At 76.5% G+C, this 21,493-nt stretch carries 10 protein-coding genes; 5 read left to right on the forward strand and 5 right to left on the reverse strand.

Features of this window, described 5'->3' with window-relative positions:
* Positions 1–112: 112 nt before the first annotated feature.
* The 5 genes from VR894_RS11065 (at position 113) to VR894_RS11085 (ending at position 9,947) form a co-directional block, all read left to right on the forward strand.
* On the forward strand, positions 113–3,397 hold the full coding sequence (locus VR894_RS11065; protein ID WP_324651546.1) for a PD-(D/E)XK nuclease family protein: 3,285 nt from the start codon (positions 113–115) through the stop codon (positions 3,395–3,397).
* Entirely contained in the window at positions 3,394–6,672 is a 3,279-nt protein-coding gene (locus tag VR894_RS11070; protein ID WP_324651547.1) for a UvrD-helicase domain-containing protein, read from the forward strand. The genes VR894_RS11065 and VR894_RS11070 overlap by 4 nt, the downstream gene beginning before the upstream one ends.
* Positions 6,673–6,717: 45 nt before the next feature.
* On the forward strand, positions 6,718–7,068 hold the full coding sequence (locus tag VR894_RS11075; RefSeq protein ID WP_324651548.1) for a DoxX family protein: 351 nt from the start codon (positions 6,718–6,720) through the stop codon (positions 7,066–7,068).
* A gap of 74 nt (positions 7,069–7,142) precedes the next feature.
* A complete protein-coding gene (locus VR894_RS11080) occupies positions 7,143–8,345 on the forward strand; it encodes a hypothetical protein (RefSeq protein ID WP_324651549.1) in 1,203 nt (400 codons plus the stop codon).
* 63 nt (positions 8,346–8,408) lie between these two features.
* Positions 8,409–9,947 carry a molybdopterin-dependent oxidoreductase gene (locus VR894_RS11085; RefSeq protein WP_324651551.1) on the forward strand — a complete coding sequence of 513 codons (1,539 nt, stop codon included), beginning with the start codon at positions 8,409–8,411 and terminating at the stop codon, positions 9,945–9,947.
* 37 nt (positions 9,948–9,984) lie between these two features.
* Here VR894_RS11085 and VR894_RS11090 read toward each other — a convergent pair whose 3' ends face one another.
* Genes VR894_RS11090 through VR894_RS11110 form a run of 5 tightly spaced genes read right to left on the reverse strand, consistent with a single transcriptional unit; the run spans position 9,985 to position 21,490 of the window.
* A complete protein-coding gene (locus tag VR894_RS11090) occupies positions 9,985–14,031 on the reverse strand; it encodes a helix-hairpin-helix domain-containing protein (RefSeq protein ID WP_324651552.1) in 4,047 nt (1,348 codons plus the stop codon).
* Positions 14,032–14,072: 41 nt separating this feature from the next.
* Entirely contained in the window at positions 14,073–15,074 is a 1,002-nt protein-coding gene (locus tag VR894_RS11095) for a hypothetical protein (protein ID WP_324651553.1), read from the reverse strand.
* Positions 15,071–19,408 (reverse strand): hypothetical protein, encoded by a 4,338-nt coding sequence (locus tag VR894_RS11100; RefSeq protein ID WP_324651555.1) that lies wholly within the window; start codon positions 19,406–19,408, stop codon positions 15,071–15,073. Before VR894_RS11100 ends, VR894_RS11095 begins: the two co-directional genes overlap by 4 nt.
* Complete coding sequence (locus VR894_RS11105; RefSeq protein ID WP_324651557.1) at positions 19,395–20,993, reverse strand: baseplate J/gp47 family protein; 1,599 nt, start codon at positions 20,991–20,993, stop codon at positions 19,395–19,397. The genes VR894_RS11100 and VR894_RS11105 overlap by 14 nt, the downstream gene beginning before the upstream one ends.
* The gene (locus VR894_RS11110) at positions 20,990–21,490 is read right to left on the reverse strand and encodes a GPW/gp25 family protein (RefSeq protein ID WP_324651559.1); all 501 of its coding nucleotides are present in this window, start codon (positions 21,488–21,490) and stop codon (positions 20,990–20,992) included. Before VR894_RS11110 ends, VR894_RS11105 begins: the two co-directional genes overlap by 4 nt.
* Between the last annotated feature and the right edge of the window lie 3 nt (positions 21,491–21,493).

Raw genomic sequence — 21,493 nt, forward strand, 5'->3', positions numbered from 1 at the left:
GGTCGCCCCTTCCGGTCCTGGGTCGTCCCTTTCCACGACGCCAGAGCGAGCCGAAGGGGCGACCCAGGCGATAGGCGCCCGGCGCTGCCGTTCGTCGACTAGCGTCGGGTCCGTGACTTCACGGGTGCGCGTCACCGCCTACGGACGGGCGGCCCTCGAGGCGCTGCGCGAGGAGGTCGCCGCGGCGAAGGCGCAGGACCCGATGGCGCCGGTCACCGTGCTCGCGCCGAGCAACGTCGCCGGGATCGTCGCCCGCCGCTTCCTGGCCGGCGGCCTCGGGTCAGGCCCCGCCGGCCCCGGCACCGGCCGGCCGCAGGGCACCGCGGGCCCCGGCAGCGGCCGGCCCTCGGGCACCGAGAACCCCGGCACCGTCCGGCCCCAGGGCACCGCCGACCCCGGCACCGGCCGGCCCCAGAGCACCGCCGACCCCGGCCCCGGCCGGCCCCAGGGCACCGCCGACCTCGGCACCGGCCATCGAGGCGTCGCGGCCCTCACCGTCACCACCCTGCCCCGCCTCGCCGAGCAGCTCGCCTCCCACACCCTCCACCCGCGCCGCCCGGCCACCAGCGCCCTGCTCGCCGCCGCCTGGCGCACCGCGCTCGCGCAGGACCCGCGCGCCTTCCGCGACGTCGTCGACCACCCCGCCACCGTCCGGGCGCTCGTCACCGCCCACCACGAGCTGCGCGACCTCAGTGACGTCGCCCTCGGGCACGTCGGCGCCGCCACCCCGCTGGCGGGTGACGTCGTCGCGCTGCACCGGCGCGTCGTCGCCATGCTCGCCGACGCCTGGTACGACGCCACCGACCTCCTCCACGCGGCCGCGCGCCTCCTCGCCGAGACCCCGGCCCGGGCCACCGAGCTCGGCGCCGCGATCCTCTACCTGCCGCAGCAGCTCACCCGAGCGGAGGCACACCTCGGCCGCGCGCTGGCGGAGCATGCGGAGCTCACCGTGGTCGCCGGGCTCACCGGGGTCCGCCGCGCGGACCGTCCCGTCATCGAGTCGCTCGACCTCCTCGGCCTCGCCGCGGACGAGGACCCCCCACCACCGCCCACCGCGACCCGCGTCCTGCACGCCTCGGACGCCGACGACGAGGTCCGTTGCGTCGTCCGCGAGCTCCTCGACACCCTCACCACCACCCCGGCCCACCGGGTCGCGGTGCTCTACACCGCAGCCCAGCCCTACGCCCGCCTGCTGCACGAGCACCTCGCCCAGGCCGAGGTCCGCGTCAACGGCCCGGCCACCCGCGCGGTCCACGAGCGCGCGATCTCCCGGGGCGTCGTCGGCGTGCTCTCCCTCGCCGGCCACGACTTCTCCCGGGCCGAGACCTTCCGCGCCCTGGCCGAGGCGCCGGTCCGCACCCACGACGGCGAGCGCGTGCCCGTCGCCCGGTGGGAACGGGTCTCGCGGCTCGCCGGAGTCGGCAAGGGCACCGACTGGGACGAGCGCCTGACCGCCTACGCCCGACTCCAGGACCGGACGGCGGCCGCCGAGGAGGCCGCGGAGGACCCGCGTCCCGGCCGGGTCGAACGCGCCCGCCGCGCGGCGACCTCCGCCCGCGAGCTCCGCGACTTCGTCGCGCGCCTGCGCGGCACCCTCGAACTCGGCGCGGAGCTCACCACCTGGCCGGAGCTCAGCAGCTGGGCGCTGGGCCTGTTCCACACGCTCTACGGCGAGCCGGACGGGCTCACCCGGCTGCCCCCGGAGGAGCAGTACGCCGCGACCGTCGTCGAGTCCTCGCTCTCTGGCCTGGCCGTGCTGGGCAGCGTGGAGCGCACCGCGTCGCTCACGCGGCTCGTCGAGGTCCTCGACCTCGCGCTGGAGTCCGCGCTGCCGCGCGTCGGGCGGTACGGCGAGGGTGTGTTCGTCGGCCCGCTGTCCGCGGCGGTGGGGATGGACCTCGACGCCGTCCACGTCGTCGGGCTCGCGGAGGACGCCTACCCCGGGCGCGCGCACGAGGACGCCCTGCTCGGCCGGCCGGTCCGCGAGGCCAGCAGGGAGCTGCGCGCCACCCGTGACGACGTCGACGCCAAGCACCGCCACCTCCTGGCCGCCCTGGCCGCGGCGCCCACGGTGGTGGCCAGCTTCCCCCGCGGGGACCTGCGCCGCAGCACCGAGCGCCTGCCGAGCCGCTGGCTGCTGCCGACCCTGCGTGAGCTCACGGGTAACCGGGAGCTCGCGGCCACCGAGTGGGCCGATGCGGCCGGAGGGGACGCCGTCGTCGGCTCACCGTCCTTCGCCCACAGCGTCGCCACCACCGACCACCCGGCCGGCACCCACGAGTGGCGGGTCCGGGCCGCGGCGGCCGGCACCCCCACCCACGACGACGTCGCCGCCGCCGCCCACGCCATGCTCGCCGGGCGGGCCGGCCGGGACCTCACTCGGTACGACGGCGACCTCGCGGGCGTCGACGGCCTGCCCGACCTCGCCGCCGGGGAGCGGCGCGTCTCCCCCACCGCGCTGGAGAGCTACGCGAGCTGCCCGCACGCGTACTTCGTCCAGCGGCTGCTGCGTGTCGAGCCGCTGGAGGAGCCGGAGGAGGTCGTCACGATCTCCCCGATGGAGATCGGGAACCTCATCCACCGCAGCATCGACGAGCTCGTCAGCGAGGCCGCGGAGGAGGGCACGCTGCCCGGGTTCGGGGAGCCGTGGAGCGCGCGCCACCGCGCCCGGCTGCAGGAGATCGGCGCCGCCGTCGCGGAGGACTTCGCCGCCCGTGGGGTCACCGGCCACCCGCGGCTGTGGGAGCAGGAGCGGCCCCGGCTGCTCGCCGACCTCGCCGCCCTGCTCGACCAGGACGACGCCTGGCGCGCAGAGCGCGACGCGCGGGTGCTGCGCAGCGAGCTCGCCTTCGGCCGCGACGGCGTCGCCCCGGTGACGATCCCGCTGCCCGACGGCGGGGCGGTGGAGCTCACCGGCTCGGCCGACAAGGTGGACCAGCTGCGGGACGGCACGCTCGTGGTCACCGACATCAAGACCGGGAAGATCGACCGCTTCCGCGCGCTCAGGGCCGACCCCGTGGCCGCGGGGACCAAGCTCCAGCTGCCCGTCTACGCCCATGCCGCCCGCCAGCTCCTCGGCGGGGACAGCGCCGAGGCGGGCTACTGGTTCGTCCGCACCCCGGGCCGGGAGCGCCGCATCGACCTGCCGCTGGACGCCGCGCTCGAGGAGCGGTTCGCGACCACGCTGCAGGTGCTCGTCCGCTCGATCGCCCGCGGGCTGTTCCCCGCCAGGCCCGCCGCCACACCGTCCTACGGCTACGTCGACTGCCGCTACTGCGACCCGGACGGACACGGCCACGGGGAGCTGCGCGGCCGCTACGAGGTCAAGCGGCACGACCCGCGGCTGGCCGAGCTGGTCGGGCTCATCGACCCCGAGGCGCTGGAGGACGAGGCATGAGCGCGCTCGTCGACGCCACCGCACGCGACCGGATCACCGGGGACACCGGCACCGGGCTCTTGGTCGAGGCGGGCGCCGGGTCGGGCAAGACGCGCTCGCTCGTCGAGCGGGTCGTCACGCTGGTGTTGGACGACGGCGTCCGGCTCGGTGAGGTCGCGGCCGTCACGTTCACCGAGAAGGCCGGAGCCGAGCTGCGCGACCGGCTGCGGGAGGCCTTCGAGCGGTGCTGGCGGGCCGCGCGGACGGACGGCACCGACGCGAGCCGGCTCGCCGGTGAGCGCGCCGCCGTGGCGCTGGACGACCTCGACTCCGCGGCCATCGGCACCCTGCACTCCTTCGCCCAGCGGATCCTCACCAGGCACCCCATCGAGGCCGGGCTGCCGCCGCTCGTCGAGGTGCTCGACGAGGTCGCGTCCTCGGTGGCCTTCGAGCAGCGGTGGGCCGAGCTGCGGCAGCGGCTGCTCGACGAGGAGTCGCTGTCCCAGCCGCTCCTCCTCGCGATGACCGCCGGCGTCAAGCTCGACCACCTGCGCTCCCTCACCAAGGCCCTCGGCAGCGACTGGGACCTCATCGAGGACCACGTCCTCACCTCCGGTCCCCCTCGGCTCGGGTTCCCCGACGTCGCCGCGCTGGCCACGCGGGCTGCCCGGCTCGCCGAGCGCGCGGCGGAGTGCACCGACCCGGAGGACAAGTTCCTGCCGCGGCTCGCCGCCCTGCGCGAGTGGGGCGAGCAGCTGACCGGCGCGCGGGACGACCGGGAGCGGCTCGCCGCGCTCGTCGCCGCGGAGGGTCTGCGCTTCGGCCACGGCCGCAAGGCCTCGTGGGGCGGCGCCCTCGACGAGATCCGCACCGGCTGCACCGACCTGCAGCAGGAGGCCGCCGCGGCACTGTCGGACGTCCTCGAGGCGCTCCTGCGGCCCCTCACCCACTGGCTCGCCGAGCAGGTGCTCGGCATGGCACGGGAGCGCGCGGCCGAGGGCCGCCTGGAGTTCCACGACCTCCTCGTCCTCGCCCGCCAGCTGCTGCGCACGGACCCCGACGTGCGCGCCTCGCTCCAGGCGGCGTTCCCGCGGCTGCTGCTCGACGAGTTCCAGGACACCGACCCCATCCAGATCGAGCTCGCCGTGCGGATCGCGGGTGGCCGGGACGCGCGCGCGGAGGACTGGCGCGACGTCGACGTCCCGCCTGGCTCGCTGTTCGTCGTCGGCGACCCGAAGCAGTCGATCTACCGGTTCCGCCGCGCGGACATCGGGCTGTACCTGCGGGCGCAGGAGTGGTTCGGCACCGGGCGCACCGTCCGGCTGACGACCAACTTCCGCACCACCGAGCCGATCCTGGACTGGGTGAACGCCGTCTTCGCCCGGCTCGTCGTCCCGTCGGCAGGCAGCCAGCCGGACTACGTGCCGCTCGCCGCGCACCGGCCCGCCGTCGCCACCGGGCCGGCGGTCACGGTGCTCGGCGCCCGGGAGCACGACCTGCCCGCCCGCGGCAACGCCGACCGGCTCCGCGAGCTCGAGGCGACCGACGTCGCGGCCGTGATCGGCCGTGCCCTGGACGAGGGCTGGACCGTCGTCGACCCGCGCACCCGCGAGGAGCGGCCGGTGCGGCTGGAGGACATCGCCGTCCTCGTCCCGGCCCGAACCTCCCTGCCCGCGCTGGAGACGGCGCTGGACGAGGCTGGCGTGCCTTACCGGGCGGAGTCGAGCTCCCTCGTCTACCAGGCGCAGGAGGTGCGTGACCTTCTCGCCGCCGCCCGTGCCGTCGCCGACCCGAGCGACCTCCTCTCCTGCGTCACCGCCCTGCGCTCCCCGCTCCTCGGCTGCGGGGACGACGACCTGTGGAGCTGGAAGCGCGCCGGCGGCTCCTTCAACCTCCTCGCGCCGCACGACGCCGTCGACCACCCCGTGGGCCGCGCCCTGGACTACCTGCGCTCGTTGCACCACCGGGCGCGGTGGATGACCCCGAGCGAGGTGCTCGGCGCGCTCGTCGTGGACCGGCGGATGCTCGAGGTCGCGGCCGAGCGGCCCCGGACGCGGGACCAGTGGCGGCGGCTGCGCTTCGTCGTCGACCAGGCGAGGGCGTGGTCGGAGGTCGAGCACGGTGGGCTGCGCGCCTACCTCGCGTGGGCGGCGAAGCAGGGCGAGGAGTCCACCCGGGTCGCGGAGGCGGTGCTCCCGGAGACCGACGTCGACGCCGTCCGGGTGATGACGGTCCACGCGGCGAAGGGCCTTGAGTTCCCGATGGTCGTGCTCTCCGGCCTCACCTCCCAGCCACGCACGCAGCGAGGGGTACGGCTGCTGTGGCGCGACGGCGGCTACGCGGTCAGGCTCACGCGCACCGTCCAGACCAACGACTTCAGCGACGTCCAGCCGCTCGACGAGCAGATGGACGACCTCGAGCGCCGCCGCCTGCTCTACGTCGCCGCGACCCGGGCCCGCGACCACCTCGTCGTCTCGTTGCACCGCGCGCAGGGCACCGTCGAGAGCAACGCCCGGCTCCTCGCGGGGGCCGGGGCCGGCGAGGCGGGCGCCGTCGAGTTCCACGACGACGGCGGCACCCCGGCCGGGTGGAGCGGGCCGGGCGGCCGCTCGGCCCCTCCCCCTCCCGACGCCGCGGCCTGGAGGCAGTGGCTGGAGACGGCGCAGGCGGCGACCCGGCGGGTGCCGTCGCGCAGTGCGTCCGGGCTCGAGGGCACCGAGCCGGAGATCGCCCTCGACGAGGAGGCCCCGGCCCCGGGACGCGCGAAGGGTGGGCGGGACCTCGACCTGCCGGCCTGGTCCAAGGGGCGCTACGGCACCGCGATCGGGCGCGCGGTGCACGCCGTGCTCCAGGCCGTCGACCTCACCACCGGCGCCGGGCTGGAGGACGCCGTCGGCGCCCAGTGCGTCGCGGAGGGCATCACCGGCCACGAGGAGCTGGTCGCCGACCTCGTCCGCTCCGCCCTGGCCTCGGACACCGTGCGGAGGGCGGCGGAGCGCCGCTTCTGGCGGGAGAGCTACACGGCGACCGTCGAGGAGGACGGCACCGTCCTCGAGGGCTTCGTCGACCTCGTCTTCCGCGACGACGACGCCGCCCTCGTCGTCGTCGACTACAAGACAGACGCCGTCCCCGCCGAGGCGCTGCCCGCCCGGGCCGAGTACTACCGGCCCCAGCTGCAGGCGTACTGCCGGATGCTGGCCGGGGCCACCGGTGCGGAGGTCCGCGGGGTGCTCGTCTTCGTCGCGCCCGGCGGCGCCGCCGAGTGGGCGGTGGAGGCGGACGCGCGGGCCGGCTAGTTTTCGCGTGACACGGAGCGGACCGGGCTGCCAGGCTCGCCCACCATGGGCGTAGCACAGATCGCGCTGGCCGGGATCAGCTGTCTCCTGCTGCTGGTAGCGGCGTTGAGCAAGGTCACCGAGCAGCAGTCCATGCGTGACATGGCCGCGCACGTCGCGATCCCGTGGCCGCGGTACCGCGCGATCGGCTACCTCGAGCTGCTCGCCGTCGTCGGCATCGTCCTCGGGCTGTGGTGGGCGTGGATCGGCGTCGCGGCGGGGACCGGGACGGTGCTGCTGCTCGTCGGCGCCGTCGTCGTCCACACGCGTGCCGGGGACCCGCTGCCCGCGATGGTGCCCGCCCTGGCGACGCTCGCCTCCGCGGCCGGGTACGTCGCCGTCACCCTCGCGGCGTGATGCCCTGGCACATTGCCGTCCCATTATTCGTCGATCTCGCGGACCGGTGCCGCAGCCCCCGGTAACGTGCCCCCGTGAGCATGGGACGACCCGGCCGACGGCGGCCGACACCGCGTCGCGACCGCCACCTGAGGGCGGTCGGCGAGCCGCCGCTGCGGGGGGCGGCGAGCGAGGTCGTCACCGACGCCGCGCGCGCCCTGGCCGACCCCGAGCCGCTGGCCCTGCTCCTGCTCGCGAGCTCGCTCGTCTCGGCACTCGACCCGCGGACGGCGGACCCGCTCGGCGACCCCACCGACGACGAGCCGGACGCCGCGGCGTTCGTCGACACGCTGGTCGACCACTCGAGCCCGGAGACGACTGCGTTGCTCCTCGCCATGGCCGTGCTGCTCCCGGACAACTACCTCGCGCAGCGGGCGCGCGCCGCAGCCCGCCGGCGCGAGCACCCGGTGCCGGAGTGGCTCGCCCGGTTGGAGGAGGTGGAACCGGGCACGGCCCTGGCGTCCACCGACGTGCTCGGCGACGGGGAGAACGTCGTCGTGTCCGTCCACCTGCCGGGCGGGCGGCCGGTGACGGCGGTCGTGTACGTCGACCACAACGTGGGGACGGTGGTCAAGGACGCCTACGTCGTGGCCGAGGAGCCGGAGCAGTACCGCGAACGCTTCCTCGCCCTCGCGCCGGACCCCGTCGGCCTGGCGATCGGCGACATCGAGCCGGCCGAGGCCGGGGCGCGCATCGTCCAGGCGGTCGAGGTGGGCACCGCGCTGGGTCAGCGCTTCACGACCGACACGTGGCCCGGGTGCCGGCCCATCGTCGAGTGGATGGTCGGCGGGCTGCCGGCCTCGGGCATCGGCTACCTGTGGCCGGACTGGACCGAGGCGCAGCGCTGTCTGCTCGCCGCGGACTTCATGCGGGCGCCGCAGGCCGCCGACCTCACCGGCCCGGACGACGGGAAGATCGTCCTCGACCTGCTGCGCTTCACCACCGACTTCAGCGGCGGTGACCCACTGCGGTGGAGCCACGTCAACGTCGAGATCCTGCTGCGCGACTGGTACCCGCGGATGGTCACCGCGGGCGAGGACTACCTGCGGCGGATGCCCACGGTGCTGCGGGCGCTGGTGGAGCACTCCCACCGGCACAAGGACGTTCCCGCGCCGCTGACCGCGCGGACGCTGGGCGCGGTGGACGAGTGGGAGCCGGTGTACCTCGAGGTGCTCGGGCTCGGGACCCGTCCGACGGTCGCGCCCGTCGAGGAGGTCCCGGGGCTGCCCGAGGAGTAGCTCGCCTCGGGGCGCGACGGCGCCGCCCGCGTGTCACGGCTCCCGCGGTGCGACCATGGGGGGATGAGCCGTGCCTCGAGAGGTGAGGCCGCGCTGGCCGGGCTGGCCGCGGGGGCGATGACGCTCGGCGCGGCCGAGGTGCTCGCCGGGCTGTGGAGCCGGGCGTCGACGGTCGAGGGCACGCCCTCGCCGCTGCTCGCGGTCGCGGACTCCTTCATCGACCTCACCCCGCCGTGGCTCAAGGACCTCGCGGTCGCGACGTTCGGGACGGCGGACAAGGTGGCGCTCGTCGTCGGGATGGGCCTGGTGCTCGCCGCCGTGTGCGCGGGGATCGGCCTGCTCGCCCGCCGGCGCCTCGGGGCCGCGCTGGCGGTGTTCGCGCTCGTCGGGGTCGTCGGGACCACCGCCGTGCTGACCCGGCCCGGCGCGGCAGTGCCGGACGCGCTGCCGACGGTGGTGGGCGTCGTCGTCGGCCTCCTCGTCCTGCGCAGGCTGCTCCGCGACGTCACGACGACGCCGGAGGTCGAGATGCCGAGTGACCTCACCCGCCGCTCGGTGCTCGTCGGCGGTGGGGCGCTGGCCGCGGTCGGGCTGCTCGGCATCCTCGCGGGCCGCGTCCTCAGCGGCGCGGGTGACGCGGTGCGCGCGGCGCGGGCGGCGTTCGTCGTGCCCCGGGTCCCCGCACCGGTGACGATCCCGGCCGCCGCCGACCAGGGCGTCCCCGGGCAGACCAGCTACCGGACGCCGAACGACAGCTTCTACCGGATCGACACCGCGGTGGTCGCGCCGCAGGTGGACCCCGCCACCTGGCGGCTGCGGGTGCACGGCCTGGTCGAGCACGAGGTCGAGATCGACATGGCCGAGCTGCTCGACCAGCCCATGGTCGAGGCCCTGGTCACGCTCACCTGCGTGTCGAACTACGTGGGCGGGAACCTGGCGGGCAACGCGGTGTGGACGGGCTGGCCGGTGCGCGAGCTCCTCGCCCGCGCCCGCCCGCTGCCCGAGGCCGACATGGTGCTCTCGACCAGCGTGGACGGGTGGACCGCCGGCACCCCGCTGGACGTCCTCACCGACGGGCGGAACTCGCTGCTCGCCGTCGGGATGAACGGTGAGCCGCTGCCGCCGCAGCACGGCTTCCCGGTGCGGATGGTGGTCCCCGGGCTCTACGGCTACGTCTCGGCGACCAAGTGGCTGGTCGACCTCAAGGTCACCCGCTTCGCCGACGACGAGGGCTACTGGACCCCGCGCGGCTGGTCGGCGCGGGGCCCGGTCAAGACGGCGTCGCGCATCGACGTCCCCGGTAACGGGCGGGTCGACGCCGGCCCGACCGTCGTGGCCGGCGTCGCCTGGGCCCAGCACCGCGGGATCAGCCGGGTCGAGGTCCGCGTCGACGACGGCGAGTGGCAGGAGGCGACGCTGGCGGCCGAGCCCACGGTCGACGCGTGGCGGATGTGGATGCTCGAGTGGGACGCCCAGCCCGGGGAGCACCGGCTCACGGTGCGGGCGACCGACGGGACCGGCGAGACGCAGACCGAGCAGCTCGCGCCGCCGGCGCCGGACGGCTCCAGCGGGTGGCACACGGTCGAGGTCGAGTTGGCATAGGACTGGACGGCGCGGGCCCGTGGTGGACGGCCGCGGGTCACAGCCCCATCGGCACCCGCCGGCCGCGCCGCCGGACGAGCTCGGCGGCCGAGGCGATGATCCGCGCGGCGAGCGCGTCGGAGACGCCGGGCAGCTCGGCGACGAGGTCGCGGTCCGCCCGGGAGAGGGCGACGACGTCGTGCACGCCGGCCGCGGCGAGGGCCGCGGCGCGGGACGGACCGACGAACTCGACCTCGGTGACGTCGGCCTCCACCCGGAGCTCGCTGGTGAGGGCGGGGCCGCCGACCCACGTCGGCAGTCGCTCGTCCCCCGTCCGCACCACGGCCGGCCGGTCCACCGTCCGGAACCGCGGCAGCGGCACACCGCCGGCGGTGCGCCGCAGCTGTCCCCCGGTGTGGACCCGGTCGGTCCCGCACGTCTGGCACGGCGTGACCACCGCCGGCCGCCCGGCGTCGGTGCGCGCCGCCCGGGTCCGGCTCACCGGGCCGGTGGAGCCGCACGCCTGGCAGTAGCACGCCTCCCCGTCCTCGGTCGGTGGGGGCGCGGGCGGGCACAGGCCCTCCGGCGGCACCGGGGTGGGGAGCGGCTCCTCGGCGTCCACGGTGACCGCGACGTCGGTCATGCTCAGCTCGCCGGGGGCCTCGGACGCGAAGTAGAGGTCGACGGCGGTGGGGTCGGCCGCGGTCAGCCTCAGCTCGTCGACACGCACCTCCGCCCCCGCGGGCAGCACGACCACGAGCACCGCCTCGCTGGCCTCGGCGGGCACCGTGCCGGACGCGGCGCGGGCGTCGAGGTCCAGCGGGTCGAGCGGGACCGTGACCGCCTCCCCCACGCCCACGCCGGCGTCGTCGACGAACACCACCTCCAGCCGAGCCCCCGGCGTCCCGCTCGCCGTCGCCGTCACGGCGAGCTGCCACGCGACCCCGGGCGGGACCACCGCCTGCTGCGTGACGGCCGCCTCGACGGCCCCGCCGTTGCTCAGCACGACCCCCGCCCGCCCCGCGGCGTCCGGCGGCTGCGGCGTCGCCACGGTGCCGGCGCCCGGCGACCACTGGGAGCCGGTGACGCTCGCCGAGCCGCTGAGCGTCACCCGGTCGACGAGCAGCACCGACTCGGTCGCGACGAAGCGGACCTCGGCGCTGCGTGCCCCGGCAGGCGCCACGACGACCGTCTCGTGGTGCGGCACCGTGTCCAGCGTCGCCCCGACGTCCGCGACGGTCACCGGCACCCGGTCCACGCGCTCGGGCGCACAGCCCTCCCCGGACCACCGCACCTCGGCGACGGCCCCCTCGACGAGCGCGACGCCGTCGAAGGCGAAGCGGTACCGGGCCCCGCCCACGGCGGGCACGACCTGCGAGACGGCCGAGGGGCCGGCGGGCTCGCGGGCGAGAACCGGGCGGGCGGCGTCCGCCACGGACCGCACCTCCACCGGGACGCGTCCGAGCATGGCCATCACCTCCCCGGTGGTCGGCAGGCTGACCGGCCGCACCGTGCCCGCGGTCAGCTCCCACTCCGCGGGCAGCGCGTCACCGATGGGCACGAGGTGGGCACGTTCGGCGTGGGGCCGGGTGAGCAGCGCGTGCGCGCCGGGCGGGCTCACGGCGACGACGGCGTCGCCCTCGCCCGGGACCACGGCGTCGACCGTGATGACCCGCCGCGTGGCGACGTCCAGGACGGCGACCTCGTCGTCGACGGCGACGACGGCGAGGGTGCCCGTCGCGTCGACCGCGACCGACGTCGCGGAGCCCGGCTCGAGCGGCACCTCGTCGACGACCGCCAGGTCACGCGTGCGCACGTAGCGCACCGAGTCCCGGGCGGCGACGAGCAGCAGGTCCGCACCCGCCCAGGCCGTCGCCCGGGCCTCGTCGACGGCCGCGGGGCCCGCCTCGTGCGCATCGCCCGACCGGACGGCGGCCAGGTCGCGGTAGCTGAACAGCCGGCGCACGATCACGCTGGCGGGCCCGAACGCCACGGTGAGGACCGCGAGCCGCCCGTCGGGGCCGGTGGACAGGTGGGCGGGCGCGCCGGGCAGGTCGTCGCGCGGGACGCCGTCCCAGTCCACCGCCGACCCACCGGCGGCCGCCTCGAGGTCCGCCCAGTCCACCTGCCGCAGCACCGTGCCCGGGCCGGACTCGTCCTGGCGCAGGTGCGCGAGGTAGACCCCCCGCCCGTCGGCGGCCGCCGTGACAGTCCCCGGCGGCAGCTCGACGGTGCCGCCGACCGCCCGCAGCGTCGTCGGGTCGACGAGCAGGAGCCCGTCGCTCCCCTGCCCGTCGGCGCCCGCGACGACGACGGCGAGCCGGCGACCCGCCCCGTCGCGCACGAGGGCGAGCGGCTCGCCGTCGGCCAGGACCGTCTCGCGCAGCGCCGCACCGGCGAAGACGTCCACCTCCACGACCCCCACCCGCGCCCGGTCCTGGACGAAGCGGCGCCCGGCGACGAAGGCCCGGGCGCCGTCGGGCGCGAAGACGGTGAGCTCGCGCGTGGCGCCGTCGGGCTCGGTGCGCACGTCGCGGCCCCGCCGCGGTGTCGTGCCGACGCGGAACCAGTCGGCGAAGTGACCGTTGGCGACCTGCTCGCCCGGTGGCGCGCCCGCCCCCGCCGCCCGGACGGCCGCGTTGACGGCCGCCGCGACCTCCGGGAAGTCGAGGTCGAAGTCCACCTGCCCGGAGGGCGCGAAGCGCTGGAGCGGGACCGCGACCTCCTCACCGCCACCGGCCACCCGCAGCTCGAGCGGCATCCGGAACCCGGTGGTGGTGTGCCGCAACCGCAGCGCCCCACCCAGCCCGGCACCGGGGACCGTGCCCTCGGCGGCGGCCGCCCGCCAGGACAGCCCGCCGTCCCGGGTGTGCTGCAGCACCGGGGTGTCCGCGGCCGCCGCCGCGGCGCTCCACGCCGCCGTGCCGGCGAGGGTCTGCACCACCAGCCAGGTCCGCCGGCCCGCCGGCACCTCGACCTCCCCGGGCAGGGTGACGTTGAGCCAGGTCGGCGATCCGGCCGCGTCGCGGGTGAGGGTGAGCTCGGCCGGCCGGGTGAGGAAGGACGTCCGCCCGGGCTTGCCGTCGAGGTCCTCGACGAGGTCCACCGCCAGGCGGGCCTCGGCGGTGACGGCGGTGAGCTGCAGGTCCACCGAGGTGACGACCTCCGTCGTCGCGGTGACGAGCGACTGCGCCAGGCCACGCCCCGCCTCCGCCGTGACGAGGGCGTCGGCGGCCGCGTCGGTGAGCGGCCCGTGGACGATGCGGGTCGCGGCGAAGGCGCCCTGCACCCGGCCGGTGGTGCCCCCCGGCACGGCGACCATGCCCGGGGGCACCGCCACCGCGAGGTGCCCGGCGACGGGGGCGCCGTCGTAGCGGTAGTCCGCGGTGACGGCCCGGACGCCGTCCGGGGTGGCGGGCAGCGTGACGGCCAGCTCGAGGTCGAGGGTGACGTCGAGCCGGGCGATCGTCGTGGAGTGGAGCACGAAGGGCACGACGACGCTGCCGTGCTCGACGTCGAGCCCGGGCAGCAGCGCCTGGAGCAGCTCGCCGACGTCCGGGGTGGTCACCGGCTCGACGAGGTCGCCGACGTGGGAGAAGAACACCGGCCCGCCCTCGACGGCGAGGGTGAGGTTGCTCGGCGGGGAGGACACCCGCAGCACCGAGACGTCCGCGTTCGCGGCGGGCAGGCGCAGCCCCGTCACGGTGAGCCCCGGCAGGTCCCCTCCCCCGACGAGGTACGGCGAGCCGTCGGAGAACCCGCCGTCCTCGTCGACCGCCATGAAGCCGCCGCCGACGTCGACGAGCAGCGGCGCGGTCGCCAGCCCGACCCCCGAGCCGGCCAGCGAGGCGAGCCGGCGGCGGGCGTGGAGGTCGATCTCCACGGCGCCGGTGGTCACCACCTTCCCCGCGCCCCACGTGCCCGGGCCGGTGCCGGCCGGCAGCGTGATCGTCTCGAGGAACCGCCGCGCGGGGTCCGTGCTCACCGGCGTCAGGGTGAACACGGCGCGGGTGACCACGGCCCCGACGGGCAGCCGGCGCAGCACGAGCCGGCGGTCGCGCTCGAAGGGCAGCGCGGCGCCGTCGTGGCGGGCACGGATCTCCATGACCTCCCCTTCCTCGTGCGTGCCGGAGCCGGTCGGTGGGCTCAGACCTTGAGCAGCACCATGAGCTTGAGCTCACGCTCGAAGCGCCCGGTCTGACCGGTGAGGTCCTGGTCCGGGTCGGGGACCGGTGAGTGCGGGTCGTTGATGTACTGCCGGGCCCGGGACTCGGTCCCGCTGTCCGGCCGGTGCGGCGGCTCGAACCACAGCGCGGTGCGGTTGTTGTCCAGGTGCTGCACACCGACGTTCGCCGGGCGCGGCAGCCGCACCTCGTCCTCGGTGCTGAAGCCGGTGCCCCCGAAGTTCACCGTCTTGCGCGGGTGCATGATGAACAGGATGTCGTTCCAGTCCCCGTTCTCCTTGAGCCTCTTCACCGTCTGCTTGTCGCGGCAGCACCGCTCGAACCACGGGGAGTGGGAGTACTGGTCGTCGTTGAAGCGGTCGTTCGGGTCGGCGAAGAAGGCCCGCCAGAACTCGGTCTCGAGGTCGTCGAGCGTCGTCGTGTCGGTGTAGGGCACCTCGTACCGGGTGAGCAGCTCCACCCACGGGATGCCGAGGTCGGGGCCGTCCGCCGGCTGGATGTCGACGGCGCGGCGGCCGCTGCCGTCCGCCGTCGGGACCCGCACCCGCCGCTCCTCGGACTGGCACAGGTAGAAGGTCGCGAACGACGCACGGGTCTCGTCGTCCTCCCGGGTGGCGACCTCGAAGTACTCGAGCTGGTAGAGGTCGACGAGCGGGGCGGTGCCCAGCCCGTGCTCGAGGACGGTGACCTCCCCGCCCTTGAGCACCTTGAACAGCTGTTGGTAGCCGCTGTTGCCGCGGACGTCGTCGAGCACCCGGCGGGCGATCTCCGCGGTGAGCCCGGCGAGGTCGAGGCCCTCGAGGCGAGCGGCGTCGTCGGCGCTGGCCACGTGGGTGACCTTGCCGGCCTCGTCCTGGGCGGTGGACCGGATGTCCTCGTAGATCCGCTCCTGCATCGTGTTCCACGCGTCGGCGGTGACGAGGTCGCCGGGCTCCTGGGGCACGTAGGGCGCTGTCTCGGTCATGATGATCCTTCCTCCTGCGGGCCTGGCCCGGCTGGCTGGCTGACTCTGTCCCTGGTGACGACGGCCCGGATGCCGGCGGCCTTCGCGGTGGCGACCCCGACGGGCGACGGCCGCAGCAGCTGCTCGGCGAGCGTCGGCGGCTGGGGCCCGGCGACCACGGCGCGGGCGTTCTCGAAGCGCGCCCCGGCCAGGTGCACCTCGAGGTCGTAGATCTCCGGCCCGACGGCGCGGGCGGAGACGGTGATGTCGTTGCCGTAGGCGCCCGGCTCCGCGGCGCGGATCTCGAGGAACTGCGGGGCCAGCCCGGCGCCTGAGACGTAGACCTTGGCCTCCGCGGCCGGGCCGCCGTGGGTGAGGTGGACGGGGTCGCGGAAGGGCAGCGGCACGGCGGTCCACCCGATCGGGACCCGGGCGGCGATCCGCGCCTCGACCAGCCGGGAGCGAGTGTTCACGCGGGTGACGACGAAGTCGTCGTCGTCCACCGGGTCGGTGACCACGCCAGCGACCACCTCCGGCGCCGCCGAGCCGAACCGCGCCTCGCCGAAGGGCCGTCCGAAGCGTGGGTCGAGGTCGGTAGGCAGGTGCACCGTGAAGGCGCCGGCGGCGTGGGTGTCCCAGCCGACCGTCACCTCCGCCGTGGCCGGCCGCGGCCCGCCGGCGGCGAAGAAGGACGGCGGGTCGGTGGGCGCGAAGCGAGCGACGTCGAACACGGCCTCGGTGCGGCACGGGCCGCCGGCGAAGGTGTCGGTGTCGAAGGTGGCGTGGTCGAAGCGGGCGGCGTCGCACTCGGTCCAGCTCCACCGGTTGGTGCCGCGCCGCACGGTGAGCGGCGGGACCGACCCCGCGACGACGGCGACGCCTGCCACGTCGTGCCACTCCCCCAGCTCCCGCACCCGGGCACGGACCCCGCCCGCGCCGTCGGGCTCGAGGACGAGCCGGCCACCGGCGCCGACCGCGACGTCGACGTGGACAGACCAGCCGGCGGCAGGGTCGCTGAGCGTCGGCCCGCTGACCCCGCCGCCTGTCCCCACCACCACCCGGCCGGGGACGTCGGCGACACCGGCGGAGGTGAGGCGCACGGCCGCGCCGTGGGCGACGGCGGCGGTGACGCTGCCGGAGGCCGGCGGGTACTCGACGACCTCGAGGTACCGCACGGGCAGCACCTCGACGGCGCTCGTCCCACCGGGCTCCGGGGAGGTGAGGAGCAGCCGGTCGCCGGCGCCGATGCTCGCGACGCCGGGCAGCACCTCCTCGACGGCGGCGACGATCTCGGGGGCGAGGGTCGCGGCGGGCGTGACGCCCGCGACGTCGACGTCGACCGGCTCGCCGCCGTCGACCGCCAGCCGGAGCACGGAGCGCTCGGACAGGTCCACCGTGCCGAGCAGGTCGACCTCGCCGGTGACCCGGGCCGGGGCGGCGTCGGTCCCGGCGGCGGACGCGCCGGCGGTGCCGAGCAGGAGCGGCGCGGCGTCCCCCGCGGAGGCGGGCAGCAGCTCGAGCCGGCTGCCGGACCCGGTGGTGGGTGAGGACAGCGCGACGGCCAGGCCCCCGGGGATCGGCTCGGTGACGGCGTCGGCGGCGGTGGCCGCCCTGATCGCGGCGGTGACCGTGGCCGCGTCCACCGCGGCCGGGTCCGGCGGGGCGCCGGCAGCGAGGAGGTCGACGGTGACCGGCGGGGCGCCGTCGACGGCGATACGCAGGTGACGGGCCAGCGCGGGGTCGTGCGCGGGGCGGGGGGGCAGCACGGCGGCGCGCAGGTCCGCCCCGCCGGTGAGGTCGACGGTGCCGACGACGCGGGCTGCGGTCGCGGCCCGGCCGGCGTAGCCGCGCGGGGCCGGGAAGCCGAGGACGGCCGCCGTCACGTCGGTCCCGGCCGTCGGCACCGCGACCTCCAGGGCGCTGCCCGCCCCGGTGGTCGGGGACGTGAGGACGAGGTGGGTGCCGTCGTGCGCGGCGACCTGCGCGACGAGGACGCCGTTGACCCGGGCGACGAGCGCGCTGAGCGACAGCACCGCCGTCGTCGCGCCGTCCCCGAAAGCGACGTCCACCGCCGGGGCGCCGTCGACGCCCAGCCGCAGCGCCGCGTCGGCGGGCAGCTCGACGCCGGCGGACAGGTCGACCGTGCCGGTGAGCCGCACGCCGGCCGCGCCCTCGCCCCGGACGAGGCCGGGCGGGCGGCCGAGCACCGCGTCCAGCGCGTCGGTGACACGCGGCGGCTCCAGCACCACCCGGGAGGCGGCGCCGGGCATCGGGTCGACGAGGGTGATCGTCCGGCCGTCGGTGTGCGCCTCCAGCCCGGGGACGAGGCCCAGCCGCTCGGCCACCTCCGCGGCGGTGGTGGCGCGCGCTCGTGGGCCGGCGCAGTCGACGTCGACGCCCGCGCGGTCCCCGACCCGGACCCGGACGTACCGGTCCGTGGTGAGGTCCACGCCGCCGGAGAGGTTGCTCGTCCCGGCGAGCCGGGCCGTCGTGGCCGGCGCGCCGACCGCCCGCCGCGCGGTGAAGCCGAGCACCGTCGTCGCGGCGTCGTCGGTGACGCGGGCGCGGGTGACGAAGCGGCGGCGCGACGTGGTGACGAGCGGCTCGACGGCGAGCGACCCGGCCGCCCCGGCGCGGCTGGAGACGAGGATGAGGTGGGCGCCGTCGTCGGTGGCGACCGGGTCGGCCGGGGCCGCGCCCAGCGCGGTGTTCACGGCGGCGGCGATCTCCCCGACCTGGGCTGCGGTGCGGTCCGCCACCCCGGCCCGCAGGTCGACGTCGACCGGCGGGCCGCCGTCCACGCCGAGCCGCAGCAGGTGGCGGGAGGCGAGGCTGACCCCGCCGGAGAGGTCCGCCGTCCCGGTGAGGCTCGCCGTCACCGGGGGCGTGCCGCGGGCGGAGCGCGGGTCGAGGCCGAGCACGGCCGGGGCGGCGTCGTCGGGGTCCTCGGCGACGTGCAGCGAGCCGGCGGCGCCGTCCGTCGGGGAGGCGAGGGTGATCCGGTCACCGTCGTGGGTGGCGCACTCGGCCCCCAGGCCCTCGTTGACCGCGGCGACGATCTCACCCGGGGTGGTCGCGGCCGGGTCGAGGCCGGCGACGTCGACGCTCACCGGGGTCTCGTCGTCCAGCGCGAGGCGCAGCACCGAGTGCTCGGTGAGGTCCACCCCGCGCCCGATCGGCCGGTCGGAGACCACGCGGGCGGGACGCGGTGGGGACCCGACCGCGACGGTGGGAGCGTCCCCGAGCAGCCGGCGGGTGGCGGGCTGGGCGGCGGGCTCCTGCAGGACGAGGGACCCGGCTGCCCCGAGGGTCGGGGAGATCAGGGTGAGGAACCGGCCGTCGTCGGTGGCGACCTCGGTGCCGAGGGCGGTGTTGATCGCGGCGCTCACCTCGGCGACGTCGACGGCGGCCGGGTCGGCGGCGCCCGCCGCGCAGTCGACCTCGGCGAGGAGGTCACCGTCGACGAGCAGCCGGAGGTAACGCTCGGCACGCAGGTCGAGCGGCGTCGACAGGTCCACGGTGCCGGCGATCCGCGCGCGGGTGGCGTCCTGCCCGGTGTAGGTACGCGGGCGCAGGCCGAGGACCAGCTCGGCGGCGTCGCCGGGCCCGTCCTCGGCGACGACGGCCGAGCCCGGCCCGGCGGTGGGTGAGACGAGCACGAGGTGCCCGTCCTCCAGCCGGCCGGTCCCCTCCCCGAGCTCGGCGACGACGGCGGCCACCAGCTCCTCCGGGGTGACGGCGGCCGGGTCCGCGACGCCGGTGGTGAGGTCGACGGGCAGCGCGCCGCCGTCGTCGCGGGCCACCCACAGCGTGTGCGGGCCGGTGAGGTTGACCGTCTCACCGAGCACCACCCTCCCGCGCAGCGCGGCGGGGGCGGCGTCCCGCCCGGCGACCGTCGCGGAGGGGGTGCCGAGGACGAGCGTGGCGGCGTCGGCACCCCGCGGCAGGTGGCTGACGAGCACCGGCTCGGGCCGGTCCCACCAGGTCTCCAGCGCGTCGTCCTCGATGTGCAGGCCCAGGGCCTCGGCGGTGATGCGGAGGATGCCGCGGACGGTGACGGTGCCCTCGAGGTGGGTGCGCACGAAGCGCAGCAGGTGGTCGCGGAACTCCTCGACGCTCTCGTCCTCGCGCGGCGCGAGCCCGTACAGCGCACCGATGAGGGCGAGGTCGGTGACGCGCGGCTCGCCGGCGTCGGCGAACTCGACCCAGTGCGCGCGCATGACGGCGACGAGCGCGTTCTCCGCGGTCTGCAGCTCACCGCCGTAGGCGTCGGCAACGGCGCGGAGCGCGGACGGGTCGCCCCGCAGCCGGAACGTCGGTGGCAGGTTCGCCAGGATGCGGTCAGCCTTGGGCACTGCCGTCCTCCGTCGCCACGTCACCGGGTGTCATGTCCAGCGCCACCCACCAGTCCTCGCCGGCCACGGTCGCGGCCACGCGGAAGGTCCCCGCCTCGATCTCCTCGTCGGTGGCCGGGCCACCCGCGAGCGACTGCAGCAGCGACCGGTCGGGGACGCGCCCGCCCGACGGCGCGGCGCTGCCGACGGCCTCCAGCGCCCCGGAGACGGCGGCGCGCAGCGCGTCCGCGTCCTGGCCCGGGGCGAGGGTGACGGCCTGGACGATGGCGTCGAGCAGGCCGCCGTCCCCCTCGGGGCCGGCGAGGTCGGCACGGGCGACGACGACGTCCACGATCGTCGCCTCCGTCACGTCCGCGACGGTGCGCACCTCGGCGAGCATCGCGGCACCGTCGGCGGGGTCGCCGCGGCCGAGGCCGTCGACGTAGCGCTGCAGGGCGGCGACGACGTCGGCGCGCACCTGCTCCTGCCCCGGCGCGGAGAGCCCCGGGCTGATGACCGCGCGCACGCGCGGCGTGATGAAGACGTAGCGGGCCACGACCGTGGCGAGCACCCCGGCGGCGCGGGTCTCGTGGACGGACTGGACGATGCCGGGCATCCGTTCCGGCTCGGCGTCGACGACGACGCTCACCGTGCCCGGCTCGGTCCGGCTCGCCAGTGGGGAGCTCGGGTCGAAGAACTCCACAGGGGTGCCGCGGCCCTCGCGGATGACCCGGTCCAGGGCGGCGAGGGTCGCCTTGCCGAGTGCCCGCAGCGCGGCCTTGGCCCGCGCGCGCAGCTCCTCGTCGGTCTCGTCCGCCGCGGCGCGGATCGTCGGGTCGAGGTTGCTCACGCTCGCGATCCCGCCGACCGGCTGGCTCATCTGGGTGATCGCCCCGGCCGCGACGAGGCCGGCCTCCCCCGCGAAGCCGAGGTCGGCGCGCACCGGGACGTCGATGCGGACCTGCCCGTCCTGCAGGGTGCGCGGCTGGCTGGTGGCGAACACGACGTCGCCCGCCGTCGTCGTCAGCCGCGTCCCCGCCGGGATGGTGATGTTGCCGGCCACGCCCGCGGCCCGGAAGAAGGTCACCAGCCCCTCGGCGAACTCGGCCGTCTTGCGGGTGACCCCGAGGATCGCGACGACGTGGTCCAGTGAGCTGCCGGTGGCCGTGTCGACGAACCCGGAGAGGTAGGCGAGGTTGATCTGCTCGTAGACGGTGGCGATCTCCCGGCCGACGGCCTCGGTGAGCGTGCGGGTGACGCTGCCGACGTTGATGTCGGACAGCGGCGAGCGGGACTCGGTACGGAAGTAGTCGACGTGGAAGGTGGTGTCGTCGTCGGGCCAGGTGCCGTCGTCGAGCCAGGCGACGGTGTTGGTGGCGGTGCCGGTGAAGACGAAGTCGACCGCGAGCAGGAAGGTGTGCGGCGCGCCCTGCACCGTGCCGGTGATCGACCGCACCGCGGAGGCCGGCTCGGCCAGCGGGTAGCTCAGCGTCTTGACGTCGAAGCGGATCGGCTCGTTGACCACACCGCCGACGATGGAGGTGAGGATGTCCCCGACCAGGTCGCCGTAGGGGCGGTGGACGAGGGAGGCGGTGTCCGGGTTCATGGCTGACCTCCGGCGAGCGGGACCGGGACGACGAGGTTGACCTCGGTCACCTGGTCGATGGCGACGACGGCGGCCCGCACGTCGATGCGGGTGCGGTCGGCGGGGTGGGTGGTCACCGTGACCGAGCGGACCGTGGCCACGCGCGGCTCGGCGGTGAGCGCCTGGAGGGCGTAGAGCTTGGCACGGTCGCGGGTCGCGGGGGTGTTCGGCTCCCCGATGAGCTCGTGCAGCCGGCTGCCGTACTCGGGGTGGCCCAGGTGGGCGAGCTCCCCCACCTCGGTGAGCATCCGGATGAGCAGCGCCTGCTGGAGGTTCTCGGTGCGCTCCACGGTCGCGAGGTCGTGCCCGGGGTCCGGGGCGCCGGGCGCGACGAGCTGGGGGCGGGGGCCGGTGAGCAGGTCGGCGCCGCGCTCGCGCTGCTCGGCGGTGAGCAGGTTGCCGAGCAGGCGCAGGTCGGTGCCGAACAGTGCCTCGCGTTCCGGTGCGGGGGTGCTCATCGC

The sequence above is a fragment of the Georgenia sp. H159 genome, assembly GCF_035607575.1.
Taxonomy (GTDB): domain Bacteria; phylum Actinomycetota; class Actinomycetes; order Actinomycetales; family Actinomycetaceae; genus Oceanitalea.